We start from the raw sequence: 23,130 nt of genomic DNA, 5'->3' as shown, positions 1-23,130 counted from the left end.
GGAATCGACGACAATATAATCCGCGCCATCCACCTGCCCATCCAGATTGTAATCCCCTGGATAGGTAAACCGGACAATCACCTGGTGAAAGCCGGTCCCCGCGCCGCTGTCGCCCAGCGTTAGGTCGTAAAAGGGGTTGCCGACGTCGCCAAATTGGCTGTTGGCATTATCGACTGGAATGATGACACGCGTGCCACCGGAGTTGTCGACTGTAGTACTGGCGATAAGGGGAACGCCGCTGCCAGGGAGGGGACCAAATGTGTAAAAGTTGTCAACCAGTGTGGTGATGGCCGCGAGCGGGCTGGCTGCTTGCGGATCGTAGTGCAAGACCAGATCGTTATCGTTGAGGTCCAGGACCGCGCCATTGGCAATGGACAGATTGCGGGTGAGGACCACCAGCCCTGCCGCCGAACCATTGGGCAAGACGCGGACAACTGAGTTCGCCCCGGCCAGTGCTAGGTCCCGCTGTCGCAGGCCCGCGGTCACGAGCGTGGCCCCCGCGTCGACGGTCGTATCCAGTGTCCCGCCAACCACCGTGCTATCGACGCGCGCCGCGCCAGCGGAGATTTGCAGAGTGTTTTCATCCGCGCCGGCGTTATAGACAAACCGCAGCGCGCCAAAATCCGCCGCGCCATTGGCGTCGATCACGAGCGCGTCGTTGCCGGCGAGCGTATTGAACGTGAGCACCCCGGTCGTCATCGCTGCCAATTCCGCCACGTAGTCGGGATTGACGCCCGGACCGGGGAGCGTGTTTTCGTACACTTCTAGCAGGCTGCCATTGCGGCGGACACGGTAGGTGTCGGCGGCGCTCGTGCCGGTAATCAGTTCCAGCGTCGTGCTGGCGGTGGCGGTGTTGGACGGATCGGAGTCCCCCACAGCGCTACTGGCCACGACTCGATATGTGTAGTTTACATACGACGGCAACTGCGTGTTCGTGTAGTTGGTCGCATTGGCGGGGAGCGTGGCTATCGTGGTAAAGGGGCCACCAGGGCCACTGGTGGAGCGTTCGACGCGGTAGCCGGTCTCGCTGGTGGCGTTATCGGTCCAGGAAAGCTGGATTTTATTAGCCCCCGTGGGCGTGGCCGTCAACCCGGAAGGTGCGGCGGGGTTGAGCTGGATTGAATAGAGTTCCGTTCCGATATCTGGCCGCGTGCCCGCGACATATACACGGTCGCCAGCAACAGTTATTGCCGACGGGCTTTGGAGGGGCAGATTTCCAGGCAAGCGAACCGGGACAGTCCCGGCCTCGGTCCCGTCGCTTTTCCAGAGTTCGGTGCCGTCTAGCCCATTGTTGGCACGAAAATAGAGCGTGCCGTGGACGTTGGTGAGACTAATCGGATAGGCATTTGCTATTCCAGACCAAATATCCTTAACGCGAACAGTTCCAGCTTCAGTCCCGTCGCTCTTCCACAGCTCACGGCCAGCTATGTTGTCATAGCCACTAAAGAATAAGGTTCCGTTGATATTCGTAATATAACGAGGATCGACGTCAGCAACGCGAACAGTTCCAGCTTCAGTCCCGTCGCTCTTCCACAGGTCAAAGCCGCTGATTCCATTATTTGTGCGAAAGTAAAGTGTCCCATTGAAGTTCGTTAAGAATCCGGGAAAATTTGGATTGAACGCGGAGTCTGCTCCAGGTCGAATATCCTTAACGCGCACAGTGCCGGCTTCCATACCGTCGCTCTTCCAGAGCTCTACACCGCTGAGACCGTCATTGGCTATAAAGAAAAGAGTTCCGTTGACGTCCGTAAGGTTACTAGGGCTTGAACTTGATAAATATGAACCAGGCCGGATATCTTTGACGCGGACGGTGTCGGCTTCGGTCCCGTCGCTCTTCCACAGTTCGTAGCCGCTGACACCGTCATTTGCACTAAAATAAAGCTTTCCGCCGACTTCTTTCAATAAAGTAGGATTAGAGCTTAAACCACCATATGATCCTGTACCTATACCTGGCCTTATATCTTTGACGCGTACGGTGCCTGCCTCAGTACCGTCGCTTCTCCACAGTTCACGGCCGCTTATTCCATCATCCGCAGTGAAAAAAAGTATCCCACCGACATTTGTTAGATTCCGAGGTTCAGAGTTCTGGTTTCCGGGCCGGATATCCTTGACACGCACGGTACCAGCCACGGTTCCATTGCTTTTCCAGAGTTCAATCCCGCTTACTCGGTCATTAGCCGTAAAGTAGAGTAGCCCGGCAACATTGGTAAGATAGCGAGGTTGCCCACCAGGGTAATCCTTGTAGATATCATTAACCAGGATTGTGCCCGTTTCAGTCCCATCACTTTTCCAGAGCTCAAAATTAGAATTCAGTTCACTTGCTGTAAAGTAAAGTGTCCCTCCAAGGTCTGTTAAGTCGCGAGGTGGAACGAGTAAGGTGCCCGGTCGGATATCCTTGACACGTACCGTGCCTGCCTCCGTCCCGTCGCTCCTCCAAAGCTCCGTGCCACTCGATCCGTCATCCGCTCGAAAGTAAAGCGTGCCTCCTAAGTTGGTCAAGTAGCGAGGATCAGATTTCCTAGAACCCGGCAGAATGTCCTTCACACGGACGGTGCCGGCCTCGGTCCCGTCGCTCTTCCACAATTCACTGCCGCTGACCCCGTCGTCAGCTTGAAAATAGAGCGTCGCGCCGATTTTAGTTACGAAGCTAACACCAAAAAAGCCAAACGAGGATCGAGCTCCCGGCCAGATGTCCTTGACTTGTACGGTGCCTGACTCTGTCCCATCGCTCTTCCATAACTCAAAGCCACTTGCACTGTTGCCAGCAGCAAAAAAGACGGTGCCATTGACGTCATACAAGGATCGAGAGGTAGAGTAAAACGCATTACCCGTAAAAAGATCCTTGACAAGGACGGTACCGGCTTCGGTCCCGTCGCTCCTCCATAGCTGAGCGCCGCTTACCCCGTCAGTGACGCCAAAATAAACCGTTCCACCAACATTGATTATCAGAGGGTAACCGGAATAAAACGAGGAGGAGGGGAACGAAGATGCGGTTCCTGGTCGGATATCCTTGACAAGGACGGTGCCTGTCTCGGTGCCATCACTTCTCCATAATTCGTGGCCACTGCCCCCATCAGTAGCACTGAAGTAAAGCGTTCCACCAACGTCAGTTAAGTAACGAGGACTAGAGGAGCCTCCTCCTGGAAGAATATCCTTGACAAGGATGGTGCCCGCTTCGGTCCCGTCGCTTTTCCAAAGTTCATCGCCACTGACACCCTCATTGGCAGAAAAAAAGAGAGAACCACCAACGTCTGTCAAGTGTTGTATGCTTGCACCGGGTAAACCAGATAGAAATTTTTTAACTAATACCGTTCCAGCGTCGGTGCCATCACTTTTCCAGAGTTCTGAGCTGTTGTTGAACGCATCAATCCTTGTGAAAAATAGCGTCCCTCCAACACTTGTTAGGTTACTTGGATCAGGACCAAAACCTAAAAATAAATCCTTAACACGTATTGTACCCGCTTCAGTTCCATCACTTTTCCAAAGCTGCCTGGCAGTTGTACCGTCATCAGCACTGAAGAAGAGTGTCCCGCCGACGTTCGTCAGGTAAAATGGGGATGACGATTGAGTCCCTGGCCAAATATCCTTAACAAGGACTGTACCAGCCTCAGTCCCATCACTTTTCCAGAGTTCTTGGCCGCTGATTCCATCTTCAGCCACAAAGTATAACGTCCCACCTACATCGACAAGTAGCCCGGGAGTCGAAGAATAGAAATCCTGATTAATATCCTTCACCAACTCCAGATCCCCCGCCAGGGGGAGGCGTGTTTCTAACTGTTCAAATCCCGCGCGGCGGCGGCGCGTGGCGGAAAAGAGCCTGGCCGAACGGGAGTCTGGGCCTTGTTGAGAGCCACCGAAAAGATCACGCGCGTTGGACATCGTTTGCCCCGAATGAAATCGTTTGCCCCGAATAATTTGGTCTGCCCGAATGTTGTCAGTTTATGGGAGATTGCTCGTGGAGGGTAACTACAATTTTAGCAAAGAGAACGTTAGGATTTGATGGTTTAAATTAAAAAATTACGATTAAAAATGCAGAAGGGGGGTTGCGGATAACCATTTCCTATGCCGCCGCGCTCGCTGGGGCTGTGAATTCAGAGGGATAGTAGGTGGAGTTTTTGGCGCTGGCTATAAAGATTTCGGTCCGCTGGAGCTGGATTAGGCGAGTAAAACTCGCCGGTACGGGGAATTCGGCAACGGAGTTGCCTCCTACATTTTTCACGCAACTCTCACCCCGCGCCCCGCAACCCTCGTCCCACGCACCCCCACCGCCGATGTCATCGGCGGCTTTGTGTCTGGTTTTCCGGCGCCGCGTTAGCCCAGCGGCTGGGGGCTGTGATATCTGCGGGATAGTCCTTGGCTTTAACAACCATACTAACTACCAATTTCCAGCATCCCTCACCCCGGCCCTCTCCCGATAGGGGATTTATATAAAAGAGAAAGTCGCTATCGGGAGAGGGGGGAATTAGCCTCCATACTTTCCGGTGGTATCGCTGCGCTCAACCACCGGCTATGTGCTGTAACCGCTTCGCGGTAGGAAGCTTAAGTTCCAAAAACCAGCCTCCAAAATCCAAAAACCAAATACCAGCAACCAAATACCAGATCGGCGAGTAAAACTCGCCGGTACGGGTTTTGCTTCTCGTCTCTAACCCGCGTTCCGCTGCGCGTCGCGGCTAAACAAAAACCAGATCGGCGACGGAGTCGCCTCCTACAATTGATGCCACATGCCACACCGCAAAACTATGCCGCGCGGCGGAGGATCGGCAATTCTTGTTCTGTGTTTTCCGTAGTTGTCGGGGCGGCTTTCCAGCCATGTTTAGAAAGTGTCATGAGTGCCGCGTGCAGGTCCGCGGGGAGCGTCACGCGGGGATCAATCGCAACGCTTGACGCGGAAAATGCCGCAGCGGGGACGCGCGGCATCGTGATTACCCGCAACTCTGGCAGCGCTCCCTTGCCCCCCATATTTAATCGTGTCCGTACGGTATAGTAAGTTTTTTCCTGGCTTTCGTAGTAGGTTCGCACGCCCAATTCCCCCAACATCCCCAGGACCAAAAACTGCATTCCCACAAATCCGGCAAAGACCGTGAGCAGCAACAGCGGGTTGCCCGTCATGTCGACCTGGCCAAAAACTTTCATGCCCGCGGTCCCCAGTCCGGCCAAAAGCATGACCACAAACGACAACAGGCCAAAGCGTCCAAAGAGTTTCATCGGGCTGGTCATGTAGCTGGTCAAGTATTTGACCGTGATCAGGTCCAGGACCACCCGGACGGTGCGCGACAGGCCGTATTTGCTGGTGCCGTAGCGGCGGGGATGGTGCCGCGTGACAATCTCCGCGCAGTTGGCCCCGCGCCAGTGGGCCAGGATGGGAATAAAGCGATGCATTTCGCCGTACAGTTCTAAATCTTGGGCGATTTCGCGGCGGATGGCCTTCAGCGTGCAGCCCAGATCATGGATCGGAAAGCCCGTGACGCGGGAGATGAGCCAATTGGCCAGGCGCGAGGGGATTTTGCGCGTCAGCCAGGTGTCCTGGCGATCCTTGCGCCAGCCGTGAACCAGGTCATAGCCTTGTTCTAGCTTTGCGATCAAGAGCGGAATATCGGCGGGGTCGTTTTGCAGGTCGGCGTCCATAGTGATGATGATCTCGCCAGCGGCCTCGTGCAGGCCGGCGTTCATGGCGGCGGTTTGGCCGTAGTTGCGGCGAAAGCGAATCACCTTCCAGGCCGCATCCCGCGCCGCCAGTTGGCAAAGTACTTCCCAAGAGCCATCCCGCGAGCCGTCATCGATCAGCAGCACTTCATAATCACGGCCCAGGTTCTTTAGCACCGGCGCAAGCGCGTCATACAGCCGGGGCAACGTCTCGACTTCGTTATAGACCGGAATGACAATAGAGATCGTGGCAAGAGCGGACATGGCGGACCTTCACACAAAAATGATTAAAGCCAAAACCAAGCAATAATAGTGGGCGACTGTTATGCCGCGTGCTTGTAAACTTCCTGTGGGGAATTTTCCAGGCTGGCATCACCGGAAATCGCATCCAATTTGGGAGCCAGGGCATAAACCAACCCGCCCAAGAGTCCCCCCGCGACCTGCACGGTAAACCAAACCAGGGCCAGGGTCGTGCTGACCTCGGTCGAAACGCCGTAATCGTCCAAAAGCAGCACCATGGCTCCCTCCCGCACGCCCACGCCATTCAGGCTGATGGGAAGCGTGGTGGCTAGTGCGACCAGCGGCACCACCGCGGCGTAATCCGCCAGTTGTAGTTCCAGACCCAACGCCCGGCCCAGAAACATGACGCTGAGCACATTGCACCCCTGGACACCGACGCCCCAGGCAATACCCCGCCAGAACAGACTAGGCCGATCATGATAAGGATCGAGAGCGACGGTGAATTTGCGCAGGCGAGAATCGGGGGAAAGTCGCCGGGTAAGGACTCCACTGAGCATGAGCGCCGCGGTCATTGCCAGGCAGGCCACCAGGTAAAAAACCATACCCAAGAGCAGCGCCCCCCCGCCCGACCAGCCCCATTGCCGAGCGGCCAGCGCGGCCAGCCCGATGACCAGCACCGCGCATAACCCCGTTAGTCGATCCGCCACAACCGAACAAGCCGCCAAGACGCGGGATGCGGCGGTATTCCCCAGGCGGTACGCCTTGACCACATCCCCTCCGATCGATGAGGGGAGGCACAGGCTAAAAAACATTCCTTCGGCATATAGACGCACAAAACGTGGCAAGCCAGCGGTAAATCCCAGCGGCCGGGCCAGGCTGTGCCAGCGAACCGCGGAGAGCAATTGCGAGACCAAAAAAATCGCCAGGCCCAGCGTCCAACCTATCGGGTCAAGCTGCGCAAAAGTGGCTCCCAAAGTCGGCCAATCTTGTCGCCATAGTAAAATTGCCATTAGGCCCACGCTCAGGCCGATCCGCAATAAGAGCGACAAATGTTTGCGTAGGGGCTGAAGGGCGTTGGTCAGGTGGCACATAGTGATGTCATCGATGCCGCAAGTCGGTTTATCATCGGCGGAAGGGGGAAATGGATTTTCTTAAGGAAATCAAATATAAAAATGCGTTTTTCGAACTGCTGCCGCAATTCAAAAAGCCAACACGCAAGAATGGCGTTATTTGCGTTGGGTCTGGCTTGCCTCGCGGACCGCGGTGGACAAGCCCGTCAAAGCACGCCCAAGCACGACGATCTCTCCGGGTTTTAAAAATTGTCGATGCCGCGACAGGATTTGCACATCCGGGGGAAGGACCGGCTGCAACTGGGTGACATACTGATCATAAGGGGTGATAATGACGGCGGCCGGATCAGAGGACAACAGTTCCGCCGCCGCTTTGGGAGCGGGACAGCTAAGGATTTTTCTCCCCGCGTAATACACCAGATTCGAACTAGGATAGTAAAAACTACCGATCGACCGAGCACTTTTCCCTGGCAGCGGCTGTTGCCGCGGTTCCCGGGGCGAGTCATTTTCCATTGTCAGCGGGGGTAACGGCTTGTCTGTCATGGAATTCGCCAGGGCGGCTAACAATTGGGGACTGGTCTGGTATTGGCTAATTCGCGGCGCGCCCCAGGCAAAGAGCGATAGCGAAAACGCCACAGCCGTTAGGCCCAGTGTGCCAATCACCAGCGGGATTTTCCGCCAATGATGCAATTGCCAGGCACAGGCCGCGGCCAGCATCGGCCAAACGCCTATCAGGCCCAGGCAGGCTTCGTCAGGAAAATATTGTCCCGCGATGACCGGCAATGCGATGGCCAGTCCCATTCCCACCAGCCCCAAACAGATCCACCCGCAGCGCATGAGCCAACGTGGAATGGTGGCGGCATGGCCCAGCCAATCAACCAGGCAAGCCGAAATAACAATTGCCAGCGCCGGATAAGCGGGCAGGACATAACTTGGCAGCTTGGTGCTGGCAAGCGTAAATGCTCCCAACCAGACGCCCAACCAGCACCATAAAAATCGGCGACTGGCGGCATGATGGGTAAAGACTGGAACGGGAATACTAGCGGCCAGATGCGCGGATCGCTGCGCGGTGGCCGGGGGGAATTTTGGCGGCTGAAGGGCTGGCGGTGAATGTTTCAAACTATGCCACAAGGCATACGGCAGAAAGATCGACCAGGGGAAAAAACCCACCAACAGCGCCGCCGGATAAAACCAAAAGTACAGGTATATTGGCCCGCCATGCCGTTCGAGCGGCTCCTGGAATCGCTGCACATTTTCGTACAAAAAGAACTGCCGCGTCCATTCTCCCTCGGTTCGCAGCCCCACCCACAAGTACCACGGCCCGGCGATCAGGCCGATGACCAGCACCCCTAGCCACAGGCGTAAATCAAGGATGGACGCGACCAACTGGCGTGGAGTCAGGGGCCAGGCCTGTTTCCACCAGCTCCAGCCGCTCAGGTCTCGGGGCACTACGCTGATTAGTTTTTCTATCAATAAGTGCAGTCCTAAGATCGCCAGTGGCAAGACTACCCCGACGGGTCCTTTTCCCAAAAATGACCATGCCATGGCGGCATAGATGAGGGACATCCACCGCCAAGTTAGATTCTGCGGCGTGGCACCGCTAAAACCAGCGGGGGACATACCCCCCAGGGCACTAACAAACAGGGTTAAGGTTAACGTGACGCCAAACAGCAGCGTTCCATCGGGCGTGGCGGCGCGGGCCGAAAGGTCAAAGCTGAGCGAGGTGGCCAGTATCATCCCCGCCAGCAATCCCGCGGCGCGGCCCAACAAGCCCCGTCCCAGCCACCAAGTCAACAGACAGGTGCCACAGCCTAAAATCGCTGAAGGGAGCCGGGCGGTAAATTCATTTACCCCCCCCGCGCTGTAGGCCAGCATTTGCAGCCAATAAAGTAGTACCGGCTTGGCGGTGCGCAGATTTTCATTAAAGGTAGGGACCACCCAATCGCCGCGGGCCAGCATTTCTGCGGCGCAGGCGGCGTTGCGGGGTTCGTCCTCATCCCACAGGCGGGCACCCCCCAAATTTGTAAAGCAAACCAGCGCCGCCAGGGCCAGCACCAGCCAGGGGGCGACCCGATCGCGCGCGAGTTTTTCGATAATGCCGGTGGATTCCGTTCCGTGCATGGGTCTAGCAAAATGGGGCTGGCGTTGCGGGGTAACGATCGTGGCAGCCGCGCGGGGGTGGCGGGGCATGGCTGGCGGTACTCGGGGCCGCGGGAGCTTTGATTACTTTGCGGTTGCAAACTGTAAGAGGTAGCGGCGGGGGCGTCAATTGCGCCTGGAGCAAAGGGGAAATTGCCTAGTTTTACAGGGCGTGAAATGATGCCACTGAACGCTAAAATGTTTTGCTAGCACGAAGGCCAAATCTCCCAAAGCGGCGCGGAGGAAATTGCAAGGGGTTAACTATTTCTATCAACCAAAATAATAAGCCGACAAACCATTGGGCATATTATTTGCAGAATGCTAGCTTGAAAAATGAAAATAACTTACAACAGCATGATTGGAGTTGATTTAAAGATTTTGCCAAATATTGATTCGGAGGTCACTCATGTCTATGTCCCATGATACCACTGATCTTCACACGCCTAAATTACGGGTGCTTGTGGTTGATGATCGTCGCGACGCGGTACATATGATGGCTACTTTGTTAAATGTATCGGGTTTTGATGTGCAAACGGCGACCGATGGGCATAGCGCGTTGCAGGCTTGCGTGACCTACCAACCCCAGATCGTGGTGCTGGATATTGGCCTGCCGGACATCAGCGGCTGGCTGGTGGCGGAGAAACTCCGCGCGGATCCCCGGACCGCAGAGATCGTCTTGGTGGCGGTCACCGGTTACGGCCAAGAAGCTGATCGGCAGCGGTCTTTGGCGGCTGGTTTTGATTATCATTTGATTAAACCCGCCGATTTTGAGGAAGTCCGCGAAATTTGCTCCAGCGTTCAGGATAGGCTGCGTTTGGTGTAAATTTGCTTGCAATCGCCTCTGCAGTTTCTACAATCTAGCTTCATGGCTATTTTACATCCACTTTTTCTTACGCGTTGATGTTACCAGGTCTCTTTTACCCTGCACGGACACAATTTGTGGTTATGTTCCATAAGGCCTGATACGGCCTATTGTCATGTGCCATCAGATTTTAATTTATCCTATGAAATGATGATTACCGAACGACAGCAAGATCAGAGCGTTTTTGCTGAAGACCGGCTCTTAAAAGAAGTTTTATTTCAACTGCAACTTACCTACGACCAGTCGCCGGTCGGGATGCTGCAGATGGACCTTAACATGCGTTATGTGCGGCTGAACGCGCAAATGGCTGCCATGAACGGCATTCCCGCCGCGGACCATATTGGCAAAACATTGTCTGAGATCGTGCCTGACTTGGCCCCCAAAATTGAACCCGCCTTTCGGCGCGTCATCGAAACAGGCGAGCCGCTCTTGAATGTGGAATTAGAAGGAGAAACCCCCGCCGATCCCGGGGTCACGCATACCTGGCTGGAATCATGGTTTCCGCTGCGTGACAGCCGGGGCCAGGTTATTGGCCTGAATGTGGTGGCCCAGGACATCACCGAGAAAAAACGGTTGGAGGCCGAACTGCGCGAAAATCAAGCGCGTCAAGAGTTTCTGTTGCGGTTTAGCGACGAACTGCGGGCTATCAATCAACCGGCCCAGATTAAATCACGGGCGACAACATTATTGGGAGGCTATTTAAAAGTAAATCGGGCAACGTATTTTAAAATTGAGGGGGAGATGGCGACGGTGGAAGGGGCCTACCACCAAGGGGTCCCCCCTTTTCCGGAAAGTGTGTCCTACCAGTCGTTTGGGGATTTCTTTCACAGTTTGCGGTCCGAAGGGGGACTGATCATTGTCGAAAACGTCGCCAAGGACGGGCGATTTTCCGATCAACAGCGCGAAAATTATGCCGCTGTTCAAACAACGGCCTACCTCGCGGTCCTGCTTTATAAGCAAAACACTTGGGTGGGGGCGGTCAGTGTCGAATCCGCGTCTCCGCGACGATGGACATTGGCCGAGCGTCAGCTGGTCCAGGATGTGGCGGAACGGACATGGAATGCCCTGGAACGGGCACAGGCCGAATCGGACCTGCGCGCCAGCCAGGAACGGTTGGTGGAGTTGGCTAACGCCATGCCGCAGATTGTGTATGTGACCGATCCCTCGGGCTCAATCACTTTCATTAATCAGCAATGGCAAATTTATACCGGCCAGATTGGAGCAACCTCGGAGCTAACCGCCCAAATGATCCATCCCGAGGATTACCCCGCTACGCTGGCCTTGTGGGATACCGCCCGCACGGCCAAAGCGCCGTATTCCGCTCAATTTCGGATGCGGCGTTATGATGGCGAATTTCGTTGGTTCCTTACCCGTGCGGTCCCCGTCAAAAATTCCAACGGAGAAATTGACCGCTGGTTCGGCACCTCCACCGAAATCCATGAGCAAAAGCGGGTGGAAGAAGAACTCAAAAGCTCTTCCCAACGCTTGGTGCTAGCGCTGGATTCGGCTCAAATGGGGAGTTGGGATTGGAATATTTTAACCAACGAGGTCATTTGGTCCGAAAAAACGCGCGAGTTATTTGGCGTCCCCCCGGACGTGCCGATAACGTTTGACTTGTTCGAGTCGCGGTTGCATCCCCCCGACATCGAGCCCAACCGCCAAAAAACCTCCGAGGCCCTCTCTACAGGCGAATACGAAAGTGAATTTCGCGTCTTGCACGGCAACGGCGGATATCGCTGGATTGGCACGCGGGGGAGATTACTGCGCGATACCCAGGGAAAGCCCCTGCGCATGCTGGGCGTGGTCCAAGATATCACCGAACGGAAACAAGCGGTCGAATCCCTCCGCGAACGCGAAGCCCTCTTTCGCACCCTGGGCGAGGCGGTGCCGGATTTTTTGTGGATGTCGGATGGCCGGGGAAATCCCGAATATCAAAATCCCGCCTGGAAAAAATACACCGGTTCCACCCATGAAGAATTAAAACAACGGGGTTGGGATATAATCCACCATCCCGACGATATTCCCCGGTTGCGGCAATTATGGGCGTGGGCGCTCGAACATGGCCAAGCCATTAGCGTGGAAGCGCGAACGCGCCGGTATGATGGCGAATACCGCTGGTTTGCGGGAAGGACGGTCCCGTTAAAAGATGATGCCGGGAATGTGCTGAAATGGGTGGGGACCATGACGGACATCCACGACCTGAAAATGGCCGAGGCCGCGCTGCGGGATTCCGCCCGGCGCAAGGATGAGTTTTTGGCCACCCTCGCGCATGAGTTGCGCAATCCCTTGGCTCCCCTGCGAAATGGGCTGCAATTGATGAAGCTGGCCGAACATGACCAAAGGCTGATTGCCGAAACGCGACAGTTGATGGATCGGCAAATTTCCCATTTGGTCCGGCTGGTGGATGACTTGTTGGATATCAGCCGCATCAGCCAGGGCAAGATAGAATTAAAAGTATCCTCCCTAAAACTGGCCGAGATTGTGCGGCAGGCGGTGGAAACCAGTCGCCCCCTGATCGAGCAGATGGAGCATCACTTGTCGGTGGAATTACCGGTGGAGCCTATCTCGCTCTCCGGCGACCTGACCCGCTTGGCACAAATGCTGGCAAATTTACTAAACAACGCGGCCAAATACACTCCTAGGGGGGGCAAAATCCGCCTGACGGCAACCGCCACGCCCGCCACCGTGGAACTTACGGTAAGCGATAATGGCGTGGGCATACCCGCGGAAATGCTGCCACACGTCTTTGAAATGTTCACGCAGGTGGATCGCAGCCTGGAGCATTCGCAGGGGGGGCTGGGGATCGGGTTGTCATTGGTGCGGCGGATGGTGGAACTGCATGGGGGAAAAGTTACCGCCACCAGCGGCGGGCACGGACAAGGCAGCTCGTTCACGGTTTTTTTGCCCCGTGGGAGCATCGCGGCGGCAGTCGGCGACCCGGCCTCCGCACAGGAGGCCCATCATTTTCCCCGTCAAAAAATTCTGGTCGTGGATGACAACACCGATGCCGCAGAAAGCCTGGCATTGATGCTGCGGATGATGGGTCACACCACGCAAACCGCGCATGATGGAAGACAGGCATTGTCCGTAGCGGAGCAATTTTTGCCACATGTGATGATATTGGACATCGGCATGCCCCACCTTAATGGTTTTGACGCGGCCAGGCATATTCGGGCCGCGCCCTGGGGGAGGGATATTATCCTGGTTGCCTTAACAGGTTGGGGCCAGCCCGAGGATCGGTTTAAATCACGGGCGGCGGGGTTTGATCTGCATCTGGTCAAGCCTTTTCAGCCGGAAGAGTTATTCAACTTTCTGAAATCGCTCAACAACGAGAACGCGTCTCCCGGTTAATTCGCCTACTATCCCCGCGTGCCTTTTGATGCCGCGCGGGACTACAATGACGCGCGCGACCTGCTAACTGTGGGAAAAGGGGACAAACCCTGGGGTGGGATTTGATGATGGCAGTGCGTGTTTGCCACGATGGCTGGTAGAGATGTATGGCGAGCATCTGGCAATCATTGTGATAAAAAACTTTCCCTTGCCAACGGTTTAGTTGATGCGCTAAAATCAGCCACGGGCTGATTCAACTTTTGATTCACTTATACCCACCACGGTACACGGCTCGTGTACGATCCACGTCATGAATCCTTACCAAGGCACCCTGCACACCGGAACGGGCAATGCCCGTCAGTCCCATATTGATCCCCAGTGGGTCACCACCGCCCTGGAACTGCCAGGTTGCCGCATCGTCCGCAATCTGGGCGTGGTGCGCGGAATTGTCTGCCGCTCGCGCAGCGTCGTGGGGAATTTTTTTGGCGGCATTCAAACCATCTTTGGCGGAAATATCACCGTCTATACTGAATTGTGCGAACGGGCCCGCCAGGATGCCTATGATCTGCTATTGCAACACGCCGCCGAAATGGGGGCCAACGCCATCGTCGGCATGCACTACGACGCCAATGAAGTGATGCAGGGCGTGACCGAAGTGCTGGCTTATGGCACGGCGGTGATCATTGAGGCCCAACCCAGGTAAAGGGTGATCCAGTTTGTCGTAGCGGAACTTGCCAACAGTTCCGGGGAGAATGACTAACGGAATTCTAGCGAATTCCGCTACGCTTTATGAAATATCTAATCACTGGCGCGACCGGCCTGGTGGGCAACAACGTCACCCGCTTGCTCCTCGAACGTGGCGACTCTGTTCGCGCGCTAGTCCGGCAATCCCAGCTGGATCGTTCGTTGGCCAACTTGCCCATTCAGACCGTGAGGGGGGACATCACCCAATCCGACACGCTCTCAGCCGCGATCGACGGGGTGGATGCCGTCATCCACTGCGCGGCGTTTGTGCATTTGGGATCTTCCCAAGAAGACCTAATGCAGGCCGCCAATGTGGACGGCACCGCCAGTATTGCCACTGCTTGCCGGAACGCGGGCGTGCTTCTGCTGTATGTTTCTAGCGTCGACGCGCTGGGCCTGGGAACACGGGCCAATCCGGCCAATGAGGATACGCCCACTGACACGTATCCCGTCCTTTGTGGTTATGTCCGAACCAAGCGCGCGGCGGAAGCGGCGGTCCAGGCGGAAGTGGCCCGCGGCCTGGACGCCGTGATTGTCAATCCGGTGTATATGCTAGGTCCCTGGGACTGGAAGCCCTCCTCCGGCAGGATGCTCCTGGAAGTGGCCCGCGGTTGGGCCAAGCTAAGCCCACCGGGAGGAAACGACTTTGTCGATGTGCGCGATGTGGCGCTAGGCATTCTTACCGCTTGTGCGCGGGGAAAAACCGGCCGGCGCTACATCCTGGGGGGAACGCCACTTTCATATTTTGACGCCTGGACGCTGTTTGCCGAGATTACCGGCGCAAAACCTCCCTGGCGCAACGCCCGGACGCCCATGCTTTGGCTGGCCGGGACGGCGGGGGACTTGATTTATCGTTTAACGGGCAAAGAGCCGGATTTTAATAGCGCGGCGGTCGCCATGTCACGAATCGAGCATCATTACAGTTACGCGCGCGCCGCGGCGGAGCTGGATTATCGGCCCCGGGACCTTCGGGAGACGGTGACGGCGGCTTGGGAATGGTTTGTGGATCATGGGTACGCGCGAAAGCGTTCATAAAATAGCATTGAGCGATCAAGAGGGTAAATAAATGGTAACCGCAAAGAAAAAAATGACATTATTGGTAACCGTGGTTGCCGGGCAGAATTTACTAGCATTTGCTAATTCTTTTGATTAGTATCTAGTGGATTAGTATTTGTGAACCTGCCAGTCCCGCCTGAAACTTTGCCCGCCTGAGATTTCTCCCCCACCTGGATTGCCGCGAGCGCGACCCGCGCAAAAATCATATTGCCGCGCGCTCCTCCGTTGAAATTTACCAACATTGACGATTCACTCCCTACCATGTTTACGATGACGCAAAATTATTCTTTTTCTGTCAGCGGAGAATCGATTGAAGATAGAATTGGCCAGCGGGGTCTTCGCGCGACCGACAACGCTTTTTCGCCGCTTGTTCGGTTTGCCACAGTGGCGCTGGGCTGGATGACGTTGGTGCTTGTCGCTCCGGTCACCGCCACCCCCCAGAGCCCGGCTCCCGCAGTTGCCGTCGCGGACCATGCGATAGTCAGTGGATTTGATCGGCTGCACGCCCAACTGCCCGCGGGAGAGGATCCCGCGCATGCGGCGCAGCTTTTATCAGGCGGATACTTGCTGCTGGGGGAACTTAACTGCACGAGTTGTCATCAGGTTCCCGCCGCGGCGGAAGCCCTGTTATTAAAAAAGCAGGCCCCCTACCTGGGGGAAATCGCCCAACGGGCCGATCCCCGCTTTCTTCAAAAATTCATTGCCAATACGCACGGGACCAAGCCTGGCACGACCATGCCCAGTTTGCTCGCCCATTTGCCGCCTGAGCAGGCCCAGGCGCAGGCCGCGGCGTTGACGCATTATTTAGCATCGCTAGCCAGCCAGCCGTTTAGCCGTTCGGCGGTTGATACCGCGGCGATTGGGCGGGGGCAAAATTTATTTCACAAGGTTGGTTGCGTCGCCTGCCATGCCCCGCGCGAGGATCGCGGCCCCGCCCCGGTAAATGAAGACGAAGCCACGCCCCGCATCGATCTGAACGCCACCTCGATCCCGCTGTCGCGCAAGTTGCACGAAAAGTATTCGCTGGCGGGCCTATTTGGCTTCTTGCAGAATCCACTGGCCATTCGCCCCAGCGGTCGGATGCCCCATTTGCATTTAACAGCGCAGGAAGCTAACGATATCGCGAACTACCTGCTCAAGGACACCCAAGTCCCAGCGCCGTTGCGGCAATCGATCTATGAACATAGTATCAATTCGCTCGCGGAACTGGATCAACTGCAACCAACCACGGTGGGCAATGCTTTTCGCTTTGAACTGGGGGAATACGCAGGCAAAAGCAATTTCGCCATGAAGTTTGAGGGATACCTGGAGATACCGACCGCGGGGGACTACACGTTTTTTGTCTCCTCCGATGACGGCACGGGGCTGTGGATCGATGACCAATTGGTCGTAGACAATGATGGCATTCATGCCACCCAGCAAAAGTCGGGGACAATTACCCTGCAGCCCGGCAAGCATGCGATCCGGCTGGTTTATTTTCAAGGCGGTGGCCAAGCCACGCTCAACGTGAAGTTCAAGGGGCCAAATATCGAACAGGGACCGATTCCCAGCGCGCTGTTGACCGCGTCCAAGGATCCCCCCCCCGCCGAGCAACCGTTTGTTGTGGATGCACAACTAGCCCGGGAAGGCGCCCGGCTCTTTACGACCGTGGGCTGTGCCAATTGCCATCAATTGGGTCCAACCGGCGACAATCCTCCGGGAAAAGCCGCACCGCCGATTGTCGATTTTCGGGGCCAAGCCGGTTGCCTGGCCCCCCAACCCGCCGCAGCTCATCCCTTCTATCAGCTAAATGACTCGCAGCAATCCGCCTTGCGGGAGGCGTTGACCTCCATCCAAAAATCCGCGCTGCCAGAACGTTCTCTGGCGGAACAGACGCATTTTCGTCTGATGGCGCTCAACTGCTATGCCTGCCACAAACGCTCCGCTCCGCTGATAGCAGGTAATAACGGAGAAGCACCTCACACCCAGGATTTTGGCGGCGTCATTCGCGAGCGCGACCCCTACTTTACGGCCAATAGCCCCGACCTGGGGGATGAAGGACGTTTGCCGCCGACGCTCACGGGCGTGGGGGATAAACTGCTTGCCACCTGGATCACCAAGGTCCTGGCTGGCAACGGGGTCGCCCGCCCCTACATGGATACCCGCATGCCCGCCTTTGGCGAGGCCAATATCGGTGCCTTGCCAGGGGATTTTGCCTCGATCGATCTGGTCAAAAGTTCTTTGCCAATTCCCTCCGATCCCCCGGCCGAACTGAAAGCTGCCGGACATGCCCTGGTCAGCAAAGAGGGACTGGGATGTATCTCTTGCCACATGTTCAACCGGCAAAAGTCGCTGGGCATTCAGGCGCTGGACCTGACCACCCTGCGCGATCGCCTGCGCCCCGAATGGTTCGCCCGTTATATGCTTAACCCCAGCGAATACCGCCCCGGCACCCGCATGCCCCAGGCGTTTATTAACGGCAAAAGCACCCAACGCGCTATTCTGGATGGCGATCCCACCCGCCAAATTCAAGCCCTCTGGGCGTATCTAGAGGATGGCCGCAAAGCGAAAACACCCACGGGCCTGATCACGCAGGGATTGGAATTGGTCGTGGGGGGAGAAGCGGTGATTTACCGTAACTTCATCGAAGGGGCCAGTCCCCGCGGCATCGGCGTGGGCTACCCCGAGGAAGTGAATATCGCCTGGGATGCCAACCGATTAAGTTTGCCGCTGATCTGGCAGGGAAAATTCATGGATGGCAAACGCCACTGGGAAGGGCGTGGCGAAGGATTTGAAAAACCGCTGGGAAACAAAGTGCTCAAGCTATTTGCCGGACCGCCCCTGGCTAGGCTGGATAATCCCGAGGCCCCCTGGCCATCCACCGAGCAAGATATGCGGGCCAAAGCCCCGGGCTATCGCTTTTTAGGCTATTCGCTGGATGAACAGCGACGTCCCGCGTTTCGCTACGAATGGTCCCCCACGGGCAAACTGGCGGATGGCCAGTTGGTGCGCGTGATTGATTTCCCCCGGGGAAGCAGCAACACCACGGAAAACTTTTTAACGCGGACGCTGTCATTTACCGTGCCCGAGGGACAAAAGGATTTGTGGTATCGCGTGGCAGCGGGAAAAATTGTCCCCTTGCCGGAAGGGGCCGGGACCTATCGGGTCGATGATAATCTGATCCTCAAGCTGCAACTCCCCGACGGTCTGACGGCGACACTGCGCGACCAAAACAACCAGCAGGAATTGCTAGTGCCTATTGGTGGAGCAGGCCAGTCGGAATTGACGCTCGAGTATCACTGGTAGGAGGCGACTCCGTCGCCGAAACAGGTTTCACCAATCAATTTTGAATCTCAATTCTCAGATCTGAAATTTGAGATCTCAAATTTGAAATTTTGATCTGAAATCCCAGATCTGAAAATTTTAAATCACTCATCCACATTTCCCCATTCCTTGATCATGATTCGCACATCCCCACCCTTGATCGCACGCTTATTCCGCTTCGGCATGATCCTGGGCCTCCTAGCCGTCGGGTTCTTGTGGACCATTCCGCTGTTGGCCCAACCCGCCGGACGCAATGGCACGTTTTCGGCGGAAAAAGAGCGGGAATACTACACGCTCGAGCCGGTGACCATTCCCGATGGCATCGTGCTGGAGGCGGGCGCGCTGGAGCTGCTTCCCGACGGTCAATTGGCGTTCGCGTCCCGCCGCGGCGACATCTACACCATTTCTGGCCTGTTCGAACCGACGCTTGATAAAGTCAAATTTCAAAAATTCGCCGGCGGCCTGCACGAAGTCCTTGGCCTGGCCTGGCGGGACGGATACCTCTATGCCACCCAGCGGGGAGAAATCACCAAGCTCAAAGACACCAACGGCGATGGCCAGGCTGATCTGTTTGTCAACTTTGCCGATGGGTGGGAAATCAGCGGCGACTACCATGAGTACGCGTTTACCTCTAAATTTGACAAGGCGGGGGACCTGTGGCTGGTCTTGTGCTTGACGGGCTCGTTTAGCAGCGATGTTCCCTACCGTGGTTGGTGTCTGCGGATCAAGCCCGACGGCACGGCGGTCCCCACGTGCAGCGGCGTCCGGTCCCCCGGGGGGATCGGCATGAATGACAAAGGAGACGTCTTTTACACCGACAACCAAGGCCCCTGGAACGGTACCTGCGGACTCAAGCATCTCAAGCCCGGCGGCTTTATGGGCCATCCCGGCGGCTGGAAATGGTACACCCCGGAATTTGGCAAAACGCCCCCCCAGCCCAAGGATGGAGGACGAATGGTCCCCGAACAGGCCCGCGTGCCCGAACTAGTCCCCACCGCGGTGCTGCTCCCCTATAACAAGATGGGCCAGTCGGCGGCGGGGATCATCACCGATCATTCTGGCGGCAAATTTGGCCCCTTCGCCGGGCAAATGTTTGTCACTGATCAGGGCCATAGCACGGTGATGCGCGTGTTTTTGGAGGAGATTGACGGCCAGTACCAGGGTGTGGCGTTTCCCTTTCGTGAAGGGGCTGGCTCGGGCGCGCTCAGTCTGGCGCAGGGGGAGGATGGCACCATGTTTATCGGCGGGACCAACCGCGGCTGGGGTTCGCGGGGGAGCAAGCCGTTCTCGCTGGATCGGCTGCGCTGGACCGGCAAAACACCTTTTGAAGTTCACGAAATGCGGGCCAAGCCGGACGGGTTTGAACTGACCTTTACCCAGCCGGTGGACAAAGCGAGCGTGGAAAACCTAAGTTCCTATGAGCTTTTAACCTACACCTATATCTACCAAAGCCAGTATGGCAGCCCCGAGGTGGACCACACGCATCCCAAGATTCTTTCCGCCCGGGCGGGGGACGATGGCAAAAGCGTCCGGCTGGTGATCGACGGCCTGCAACTGGGCCACATCCACGAGTTCCACCTGGACGGCATTCGCAGCGCGACGGGCCAGCCGCTCTTGCACCCGGAGGCGTACTACACGCTGAATCGGTTGGGGAAATAAATTTTCAGTAGCGGAACTGGCCAGAGTGTCGTGGGAATAGTAGAGCAACTAGCCAGAGTTACGAGAAAGAATTCCATGTTTTCTTGCCATGTGTGGCAGTCAGCCGGAATTTTGGCAAATGCCGCTACCTCGCACTTCTGGAATTGCCATTTCTGGATAAGCATCAGGCATTTTTTGTCCTAACCCATTTACCAGAAACTCCACTGAAATTTGACGCCCCCGAATTGAATTGCCCAGTAAGTGAAGGCGGCAATAATTAAAATACACAATGCGCATAAAATTAGTTTAACAACTGTATTATTTGTGTTTAATTTAAACATAAGCTATTGCCTTAATAAGGGATTAATCGATTGGTCTGGTGAGCCTCATTTCATTTTAATCTTTCATTATTAACCTCGCCAAAGTTTCGTGACGTAGAAGTGGCAGCAATTTCGCTGCGTAAATATATTTGTGCGAACAGGCAAACATACCGCCGATGCCAGCGGCGGCATTGTGGGCGTCGCGGCAATATAGGGGAGGGGTTGTTTTGCGTCCCTCGGGTGGTCGCTGCACTCTAACCCGGGGCTAGGGGTTGTAACCGATTTGCGCTAGAAAGACTTTTGAACCAAATACCAAAAACCAGTAACTAAAAACTAATTCGGCGAGTGGAACTCGCCGCTACGGCCAGTTCGGCGAGTAAAACTCGCCGCTACGGCCAAATCATCGTCCCCCAATCAAAGTTAGAATGCTGAATGCAGAGTGCAGAAGTAGATTGGAAATGCAGCAATTTTGACTTCTTCATTCTGAATTCTGACTTTGCCCGACGGGGTCCTCGCTAGGGCTCGTCCCCCGCCACCCGTGGCTCCCCTGCCCCCGTTCCCTGTTCCCTCACCCCTACCCCATCTTCCCTGCCCCTGCCGCCGCGCCTAGCGGCGCGGGCCGGGTTGCGCTCCGGCGGCGGTCGGGGTGTTGGCGGGAATCTCGTCCACCGCGGCGCCGGCCGCTTGCTGGTAGGCGGCTTTTTTGGTCGGGTAGTGCATCGTCCCGGCCAGATAGTTATCCACCCGCGAGTTTTCCTTCAACTCGGAATAGGTTTGCGCCATCTGAATCCGCAGTTTCTTTTCGTACAGGTCGTCCTGGATGTCTTGTTGCACCTCGGCAAAGGGGACCTGGCTGGGTTGGGTGTACCCCTCGCAGAACAGGATCACGTAGTTGTTGGACATGTTGATGATGCTGGACAGTTCGTTCGGCTTTAGCTTAAATGCCTCTTCCTCCAGCACTTGTTGGCCCCCATGTCGTTGAATAGGGGGAATCTGCCCCTGCAGGGCCTTGCTCGAAGGGTCCATGCTGTGCATTTCGGCCAGTTTGGCAAAGTGCTCCTTGGTCGGATTTTGCCGGGCTTCCTCCCAAACTTCTTGTGCTTTGCGCAGGTTGCTCATGACAATGGCCCGGCATTTGACGCGCGGGCCGTAATTGGCCTCGTACCCCTTTTGCAGGTCCTCCGGGGTGATCTCGACCTGCCCCGCCAGTTTCATCAGCGCGACTGATGGCCAGACGCTATCATCCACATACGTTTTTACACTGACGCCATTTTCCTCGGTCACGGCGGCCAGCCAGGCTTGCACATCCGGCCCCCCTTGCGCGTTCTTTTTGCCCATCATCAGGGCCGCGCGGGCGACTTCGGCGTCCAGGTCGTCCTGCGTCACTTGCATCTGATTCGACCGCAAGGCATGCTGCAGCATCCGCTTGGAAATCATCGTTTCCAACACCTCGATCCCGTGCCGCTTCACGCATTCCTCCGACACCTGGGCCAGCGTGATATTTTGCTGGTAGACCTGGGCGGCCACCCCGGGAAATTGCTGCTTTAACCGTGGATCGTTGGCCACATTCACGATCGCCCGGTCGGCCTGGGCCTGTTGTTCCAGCGCTTCAAAGATGCGGGCGGCCTCCTCGCGCAGTTTTTTATCGACAATGCCGTCCCGAATTTGAGCCGCTACCTGTTCCCGCTGAATTGGCACCGGCTTTAACCGGCCCTCGTATTTCAAAATGGCAAATTGCCGCACGGGAGTGGTACCCTCCGGCGTGGGCAAATCCAACGTCAGTAATTCCGAAACCACGCGGTCGCTTTCATTCAGCGAAAAAGCCGCTTCTTCCAGCACCGGCTCGCCCAAGTGGTGGCGGATGGGGGGGATCAGTCCCCCCACGCTGGCGCTGGGATCCTGGGAATGTTTGCGGGCTAGCGCGCCAAAGTCATCGGGATTTTGCCGGGCCTGTTGCCAGACTTGCTGGGCGGTGGCTTGGTCGTTGCAAATGATAATGCGGGTTTTGATCGCCTCGCCGTATTGGGCTTCGATGGCCTGGTCGATCTCAGCTTCGGTGGGGGTGATTTTTTGGGCGGCCAGACGGCGCAGGGCCAGCGTCGGCCAGACGATCTCGGAAGCGTATTGCTCGGCCTGGATGCCGCGCTCTTGTTTGAGCATCTTGAGGTAGTCTTCGCTGGTCATCCGAAATTTGCGGGCCAGACGGTCGATCTCCACCGCCACGTCCTGGTCGGTGACTTGAATTTTTTGCTGAGCGCAATAGCGGGCGATCAATTGTTTATTGATCATGCTTTCGATCACGGGCTTGCCAAACCGTTGCACGCACGCGGAAGCCAATTCCTCGCGAGAGATTTCCTCGCCATTAATGTTGGCCACGATCTGCGCTTGCGGATTCGCCGCGCCGGGTTGGGGCAGGGCCTTGGGCTGGACCGCGGCCGGAGCGCCGGGTTGCCGGGCAGTGCCCGCCGCGGGGTTTACCCCCCCCACAGCCGCCGGACGGGCCGGTTGACCGGGTACACCCGCGGCACCAGCCTGGGGATTCGTCCACATAACCTTGGCCGCCATGCTGACTCCAATCACCGCCAACGGACCACCCACGAGCAGCCATCGTCGCTGCCAGGTTGTATGACTGGATTTGCCGGGGTTTTGCCGCTGGGTCATGGTAATTCTCCGCAAAAATATAAAAATCCCAATGAAAGCCGCGCGACATTGTGACGCGGCGGAAAGTTTTACAAATCGGCGAGAGAATAGGTAAGATCGCCCACAGGGTCAAGAGCGATTCCCC

At 56.4% G+C, this 23,130-nt stretch carries 11 protein-coding genes; 6 read left to right on the top strand and 5 right to left on the bottom strand.

Annotated elements, in window-relative coordinates; all coding sequences use genetic code 11:
• From SFX18_14560 to SFX18_14545, 4 genes are all read right to left on the bottom strand, one after another.
• The coding region (locus SFX18_14560) for a fibronectin type III domain-containing protein (protein MDX1964372.1) at positions 1 to 3,879 on the bottom strand (3,879 nt) is incomplete at its 3' end.
• An 858-nt stretch (positions 3,880 to 4,737) separates the two neighbouring features.
• Positions 4,738 to 5,907: a glycosyltransferase family 2 protein gene (locus SFX18_14555; protein MDX1964371.1), complete on the bottom strand. Its 1,170-nt coding sequence runs from the start codon at positions 5,905 to 5,907 to the stop codon at positions 4,738 to 4,740.
• Positions 5,908 to 5,966: 59 nt separating this feature from the next.
• Entirely contained in the window at positions 5,967 to 6,974 is a 1,008-nt protein-coding gene (locus SFX18_14550; protein MDX1964370.1) for a lysylphosphatidylglycerol synthase transmembrane domain-containing protein, read from the bottom strand.
• Positions 6,975 to 7,109: 135 nt separating this feature from the next.
• A complete protein-coding gene (locus tag SFX18_14545) occupies positions 7,110 to 9,143 on the bottom strand; it encodes a glycosyltransferase family 39 protein (protein ID MDX1964369.1) in 2,034 nt (677 codons plus the stop codon).
• 355 nt (positions 9,144 to 9,498) lie between these two features.
• Between SFX18_14545 and SFX18_14540 the strand changes: the two genes are divergently transcribed.
• From SFX18_14540 to SFX18_14515, 6 genes are all read left to right on the top strand, one after another.
• Entirely contained in the window at positions 9,499 to 9,915 is a 417-nt protein-coding gene (locus SFX18_14540; protein ID MDX1964368.1) for a response regulator, read from the top strand.
• A gap of 186 nt (positions 9,916 to 10,101) precedes the next feature.
• Positions 10,102 to 13,305: a PAS domain S-box protein gene (locus SFX18_14535; protein MDX1964367.1), complete on the top strand. Its 3,204-nt coding sequence runs from the start codon at positions 10,102 to 10,104 to the stop codon at positions 13,303 to 13,305.
• 289 nt (positions 13,306 to 13,594) lie between these two features.
• Positions 13,595 to 13,987, top strand: a complete 393-nt coding sequence (locus tag SFX18_14530; GenBank protein ID MDX1964366.1) for a YbjQ family protein — start codon at positions 13,595 to 13,597, stop codon at positions 13,985 to 13,987.
• Positions 13,988 to 14,073: 86 nt separating this feature from the next.
• Entirely contained in the window at positions 14,074 to 15,063 is a 990-nt protein-coding gene (locus SFX18_14525; protein MDX1964365.1) for an NAD-dependent epimerase/dehydratase family protein, read from the top strand.
• A gap of 291 nt (positions 15,064 to 15,354) precedes the next feature.
• The gene (locus SFX18_14520; GenBank protein ID MDX1964364.1) at positions 15,355 to 18,369 is read left to right on the top strand and encodes a c-type cytochrome; all 3,015 of its coding nucleotides are present in this window, start codon (positions 15,355 to 15,357) and stop codon (positions 18,367 to 18,369) included.
• 153 nt (positions 18,370 to 18,522) lie between these two features.
• Positions 18,523 to 20,046: a hypothetical protein gene (locus SFX18_14515; GenBank protein MDX1964363.1), complete on the top strand. Its 1,524-nt coding sequence runs from the start codon at positions 18,523 to 18,525 to the stop codon at positions 20,044 to 20,046.
• Between the two features lie 905 nt (positions 20,047 to 20,951).
• Here SFX18_14515 and SFX18_14510 read toward each other — a convergent pair.
• Positions 20,952 to 23,006, bottom strand: a complete 2,055-nt coding sequence (locus SFX18_14510; protein MDX1964362.1) for a peptidylprolyl isomerase — start codon at positions 23,004 to 23,006, stop codon at positions 20,952 to 20,954.
• Positions 23,007 to 23,130 lie beyond the last annotated feature (124 nt).

The sequence above is a fragment of the Pirellulales bacterium genome, assembly GCA_033762255.1.
Lineage (GTDB): Bacteria > Planctomycetota > Planctomycetia > Pirellulales > JALHPA01 > JANRLT01.
This window is presented reverse-complemented; position numbering and strand designations above follow the sequence as displayed.

Excerpts from the sequence above, each read along its gene's own strand:
- SFX18_14550 (MDX1964370.1), bottom strand. The coding sequence starts at position 6,974 with ATGTGCCACCTGACCAACGCCCTTCAGCCCCTACGCAAACATTTGTCG.
- SFX18_14540 (MDX1964368.1), top strand. The coding sequence starts at position 9,499 with ATGTCTATGTCCCATGATACCACTGATCTTCACACGCCTAAATTACGG.
- SFX18_14520 (MDX1964364.1), top strand. The coding sequence starts at position 15,355 with ATGACGCAAAATTATTCTTTTTCTGTCAGCGGAGAATCGATTGAAGAT.
- SFX18_14535 (MDX1964367.1), top strand. The coding sequence starts at position 10,102 with ATGATGATTACCGAACGACAGCAAGATCAGAGCGTTTTTGCTGAAGAC.
- SFX18_14545 (MDX1964369.1), bottom strand. The coding sequence starts at position 9,143 with ATGCCCCGCCACCCCCGCGCGGCTGCCACGATCGTTACCCCGCAACGC.
- SFX18_14515 (MDX1964363.1), top strand. The coding sequence starts at position 18,523 with ATGATTCGCACATCCCCACCCTTGATCGCACGCTTATTCCGCTTCGGC.
- SFX18_14525 (MDX1964365.1), top strand. The coding sequence starts at position 14,074 with ATGAAATATCTAATCACTGGCGCGACCGGCCTGGTGGGCAACAACGTC.
- SFX18_14555 (MDX1964371.1), bottom strand. The coding sequence starts at position 5,907 with ATGTCCGCTCTTGCCACGATCTCTATTGTCATTCCGGTCTATAACGAA.
- SFX18_14530 (MDX1964366.1), top strand. The coding sequence starts at position 13,595 with ATGAATCCTTACCAAGGCACCCTGCACACCGGAACGGGCAATGCCCGT.
- SFX18_14510 (MDX1964362.1), bottom strand. The coding sequence starts at position 23,006 with ATGACCCAGCGGCAAAACCCCGGCAAATCCAGTCATACAACCTGGCAG.